The organism is Phycisphaerae bacterium, assembly GCA_012729815.1.
Taxonomy (GTDB): domain Bacteria; phylum Planctomycetota; class Phycisphaerae; order JAAYCJ01; family JAAYCJ01; genus JAAYCJ01.
The window spans coordinates 1-4,429 of record JAAYCJ010000284.1; the positions used below are offsets into that span (position 1 = coordinate 1).

Below are 4,429 nucleotides of genomic sequence, written 5' to 3' on the forward strand. Positions count from 1 at the left end.
CAATGGGCCCGGTTGGACTCGAACCAACGACCAGCCGATTATGAGTCGGCTGCTCTAACCGACTGAGCTACGGGCCCATTTCTCGGTTCCGGCGGTGACGCCGCGTCGGGTGGCGGGCGTCGGCCGGTTTGTGCATTCAATTATACGGCCTTCAGGCAAACTGTAAAGCCGGTTGCGAACCAGACGGCAAGCCGCAACCGCCGACCGGCGGCCTAATCGATCTGGAGCTTGTCGCGGAGGTACGCGGTGACGCCCTCAGCGGGGATTCGCTCCTGGGTCATCTGGTCGCGTTCGCGGACGGTCACCGTGCCGTCCTGGGCGGTCTGGCCGTCGACGGTGAAACAGTACGGCGTGCCCGCTTCGTCCTGGCGGCGATAGCGGCGGCCGATGGCGCCCTTGTCGTCGTAGAACGCGTTGTAACGCCGTCGGACGTCCTCGAAGATCTTCATCGCCCGCTCGGGCATGTCGTCGCGGTTGACCAGCGGCAGGATGGCGGCTTTGATCGGGGCCAGCCGCGGATGGAACCGCAGCACCACCCGCAGTTCGTCCTTGACCGTCTCCTCATCGTACGCTTCGCAGATGAACGCCAGCGTCGCCCGATCGACGCCGCCGGACGGCTCGATGACGTACGGAATGTACCGCTCCTTGGTCTCGTCGTCGAAATAGGCCATGTCCTTGCCGGAGAACTTCTGATGCTGCGTGAGGTCGTAATCGGTGCGGTTGGCGATACCCTCCAGCTCCGTGATGCCGAACGGGAAGGCATACTCGACGTCGGCGCAGCTCTTGGCGTAGAACGCCAGTTCATCCTTCTCATGATCTCGCAGGCGAAGCCGGTCGGACTTGAGGCCCAAGCCGACGTACCAGTTGAACCGGGCGTCGCGCCAGTACGTGTACCACTCGTCCGCCTGTTTCGGATGGCAGAAGAACTCGATCTCCATCTGCTCGAACTCGCGGCTGCGGAAGGTGAAGTTGCGAGGATTGATCTCGTTGCGGAAGGCCTTGCCGATCTGGGCGATGCCGAACGGCACCTTGATGCGGGCGGTGTCCAGGACGTTGCGGTAGTTGGCGAAGATGCCCTGCGCGGTCTCCGGCCGCAGGTACGCGATGGCCGATGAGGTCTCCAGCGCGCCGACGTGGGTCTTGAACATCATGTTGAACTTACGGGCTTCGGTCAGTTCGCCGCCGCAGGCCGGACACAGGGCGGTCTGGCCCTCCGGCGCCTGGTCGGAGCGGAACACGTCCCACGCCAGGGCGTCGCCCCGCTGTTCGATCTTGCGGCGGGTCTTGGAGTTCGCTGCGCCGGCGGCGGCCGCAGCGGCGGCGTCGGCTTCATCGGCCTCAGCCCCGACGTGCAGCAGGATGCCGTCGCCCTCGCGGATGCGCACCGTCCAGGTCTTGTCGGCCCGGAATCGGGCCTTGCACTGCTTGCAGTCGACCATCGGGTCGGTAAAGCCGCTGACGTGGCCGGAAGCTTCCCAGACCCGCGGGTTCATGATGATCGCGGCGTCGAGTCCGACCATGTCGGTCCGGCTGCGCACGATGTCCTGCCACCAGGCGTCCTTGACGTTGCGCTTCAGCTCGACGCCCAGCGGACCGTAATCCCAGAACCCGTTGAGCCCGCCGTAGATTTCGCTCCCAGGATAGATAAAACCCCTTCGCTTGCAGAGACTTACGATCTTTTCCATCAGTTCGGTCTGGTTGACCTTTTCCACGAGTCACGCTCCTTGCCATGGGTTCGCGGCCGCCGCACCACGGATGGGCTGCACCGAAGTCGGTATTCTATGCTCACGGTCGGCGGTTTTCGAGGGTTTCCTTGGGCGGGATGCAGAACCAGACCGCGGCCCGGGCGATCAGTCGCCGTCGGTCTTTATGACGATCTCGGGCACCGGGAGGTCCGCCGGATCGGTCTGAAGGACGTGTTCGGTCTCCAGGACGACCGCCCCTTTGGCCTCAACCTGGCGGAGAGCCAGCTCAGCGGCCTGCTCGTCCCAATAGCCGCAGGCGTCGCCGATGACGATGGGACACTTGCCCCGCGACAGCAGGCCCAGAACCAGCGACTTGATCGCCCGCTCGGCCCCGACGCCGAACACCAGCCACCGTTTGGCCTGCACGGTCGAAAAGAACCGGTCGGCCTTGGGATTGGTGAATACGTCGTTGGTCCGCTTGCAGATGATGATCTGGCGGTAATTGTCGAGGATGTCCTCCGGCAGCGCCAGGCTCCCGTCGTGGTCGATCAGAAAACGCTTGGGCAGCAGCGTGAAGGGAACCTTCTGTTGGCCCGGCGTGCCCTCGATGCAGTGGAACAGAGGCGACCGAACGTTTTCGCCGCCCGGACGGTGAGCGTCAACCAGCGACGCCACCGGCAGCCGGTGCTTCTTGACCCAGTCGGAGAGCTTCTTGAAACGCTCCAGAACCCCTTGCCGGTCCTCGATGGGCAAAACCCCTTCCGCCGACAGAAAGTCGCACTGGGTGTTGACGTCCACCACGAGGCACTCGTAGATGGGCAACTCCCCATCGAAAACGGCGGTCGATCGTGATTTTCTCGAGCGTCTGCCGGCCATACCCTGATCTCCCCTACTGCCCGTCGACCCGGCGCCGGGGCGCGAGGTGCGGGAGCGTGTTTACTGCCTTGCCGGGCCTGCTCAGATGCCAAATGGAGGCGAAAAGGATACGTGGACTTTTCTCCGGTTATCGGAAGTCCGCTGAATCCTATGTCCGCCGATCCGAAAAGGCAAGACAGCAAATGGCCGCTCTTATAAATGTCAACCCACTGCCGGTAGTCTCGTCAGGACCATCGGCCGGCTTTAGCCTGTGGCCGAACTTCGCCGATCGCGGACCGCAGAAACACCCCGTTCCGTGTCCAATGTCCCATAATCCCCGCCTGCGAACCTCCCGAAACGCTTCTCGGGCGGTAATTTTTCCGTGAAACTTGACAAGCGCCGGCCGGATGGGTAGGCTTTGTGGACAAAACCGGATATTCGGGGCGTGGCGCAGTTTGGCTAGCGTGCTTGACTGGGGGTCAAGAGGTCGCGGGTTCAAGTCCCGCCGCCCCGATTTTGGCTTCTCGTCGCGATCGAAGCGCCTTCCAGGGGGAGGCAACTCTTCGGGTCGTGGCGGGAATATTGAACAGTGCGGACATGGGCGGATCTACACGGGAGGGATCAGCCCCTATAGACATGGCGGGAAGATCATTCCACCGGCGTCGCAGCGGTCCACAGCAAGACGTCGTCCAGCGTTCCGTCAGTCGATCGCCTCGCTGCCGCTCTGGCACGCGGATGACCGGGCCAAGGCCGTGTGCGATCGCCACAACATGACGTAAGGGGAGACGCCATGATCGAGTCGGTAACCAAACGGTCAGCCGATATTCTGATGGTGGAGGATAATCCGGGGGATGCGATGCTGGTGGAAGAGTGCCTCAAAAACTCCAGGACCAGGTGTCGCGTTCACGTGATGGAAGATGGAGTGGAGGCCATGGCGTTTCTCCACCGCGAAGGCAAGTACGCCGACGTCCCGCGTCCCGACCTGATCTTTTTGGACCTGCACGTGCCGCGGAAGGACGGCCGCGAAGTTCTTCAGGAGATCAAGAACGACGACGCACTCAAAGCAATCCCGGTTATCGTCTTTACCTCCTCAACCGCTGAAGAGGACCTGACCGACGTCTATGACCTTCGCGCCAATTGCTGCGTCATCAAGCCCACCATGCTGGACCAGTTGCAGGAATTGCTTCAGGCCATTGAGGCCTTCTGGTTCGAAACCGTCCGCCTGCCCTCGCCCAAGTAGCCATCCTCTCCGCGTCTCGACCGGGTCTCGTTTGCTGTCGTTGCCGGGAATGATTCGCAACGCCCGGATCGATTCGGTATAAAGGCAGCAACTCCCGGCGAGGCAATCATGCCCATCGAGTTCCAGTGCGACATGTGCGGCAAGCGTCTGCGGGACAGCGACCCCGACCGCTACATCGTGCGCACCGAGGTCTTCGCCTCCGCCGACCGCAACATCCTCAACGTCGCCTCCGGCTCGAGCCTTCAGGGCGAGCTGACGGCGCTGTTGGAGGAACTGCGGCGGGCCAATCCGGATGAACTCGAAGACCAGACGTACCGAAACTTCCGTTTCGACCTGTGTCGCAACTGCCACAGGCAGTACCTGACCGGGCCGCTGCCGAACGCCGAACCAGAACCCAGAACCTAGCCGAGCCAGAAGCTGCTGTCGAGTTTGGCGTTGCTCAGATACTCCTCGTGCGAGACAAGGGCGTGGACCACCTCCGGCCCGGCCTCGACGCCGACCTGCTCAAGCTCAAAGCTCTCACGGCAGTGCAGACAGAAGATCAGATTCCCATACTGGCTGACGTCCAGATCAACCCGTCCCCCACAATTTGGACACGTAACCGCCTCCCTCATTTTTCCACCCTTTCCCTATCGGTAGGATAATGTGC

Annotated in this window: 5 protein-coding genes and 2 tRNA genes; 3 read left to right on the forward strand and 4 right to left on the reverse strand. The window is 62.4% G+C overall.

Going from position 1 to position 4,429, the window contains the following annotated elements:
• Positions 1-3: 3 nt before the first annotated feature.
• From GXY33_18290 to GXY33_18300, 3 genes are all read right to left on the reverse strand, one after another.
• Positions 4-77, reverse strand: a tRNA-Ile gene (locus tag GXY33_18290).
• 135 nt (positions 78-212) lie between these two features.
• Entirely contained in the window at positions 213-1,685 is a 1,473-nt protein-coding gene (locus GXY33_18295) for a glycine--tRNA ligase (GenBank protein ID NLX07091.1), read from the reverse strand.
• A gap of 165 nt (positions 1,686-1,850) precedes the next feature.
• Positions 1,851-2,561: a cysteine hydrolase gene (locus GXY33_18300; GenBank protein NLX07092.1), complete on the reverse strand. Its 711-nt coding sequence runs from the start codon at positions 2,559-2,561 to the stop codon at positions 1,851-1,853.
• 418 nt (positions 2,562-2,979) lie between these two features.
• Here GXY33_18300 and GXY33_18305 point away from each other — a divergent pair.
• The 3 genes from GXY33_18305 (at position 2,980) to GXY33_18315 (ending at position 4,185) form a co-directional block, all read left to right on the forward strand.
• Positions 2,980-3,054 (forward strand) — tRNA-Pro (locus tag GXY33_18305).
• 276 nt (positions 3,055-3,330) lie between these two features.
• Positions 3,331-3,780 (forward strand): response regulator, encoded by a 450-nt coding sequence (locus GXY33_18310; protein NLX07093.1) that lies wholly within the window; start codon positions 3,331-3,333, stop codon positions 3,778-3,780.
• A gap of 108 nt (positions 3,781-3,888) precedes the next feature.
• A complete protein-coding gene (locus GXY33_18315; protein ID NLX07094.1) occupies positions 3,889-4,185 on the forward strand; it encodes a hypothetical protein in 297 nt (98 codons plus the stop codon).
• On the opposite strand, the gene GXY33_18320 is transcribed toward GXY33_18315, so the two are convergent.
• Entirely contained in the window at positions 4,182-4,394 is a 213-nt protein-coding gene (locus tag GXY33_18320) for a hypothetical protein (protein NLX07095.1), read from the reverse strand. The two genes, GXY33_18315 and GXY33_18320, sit on opposite strands and share 4 nt — an antisense overlap.
• Between the last annotated feature and the right edge of the window lie 35 nt (positions 4,395-4,429).

Coding starts and splice junctions, on each gene's coding strand:
- GXY33_18295 (NLX07091.1), bottom strand. CDS start 1,685: ATGGAAAAGATCGTAAGTCTCTGCAAGCGAAGGGGTTTTATCTATCCT.
- GXY33_18300 (NLX07092.1), bottom strand. CDS start 2,561: ATGGCCGGCAGACGCTCGAGAAAATCACGATCGACCGCCGTTTTCGAT.
- GXY33_18310 (NLX07093.1), top strand. CDS start 3,331: ATGATCGAGTCGGTAACCAAACGGTCAGCCGATATTCTGATGGTGGAG.
- GXY33_18315 (NLX07094.1), top strand. CDS start 3,889: ATGCCCATCGAGTTCCAGTGCGACATGTGCGGCAAGCGTCTGCGGGAC.
- GXY33_18320 (NLX07095.1), bottom strand. CDS start 4,394: ATGAGGGAGGCGGTTACGTGTCCAAATTGTGGGGGACGGGTTGATCTG.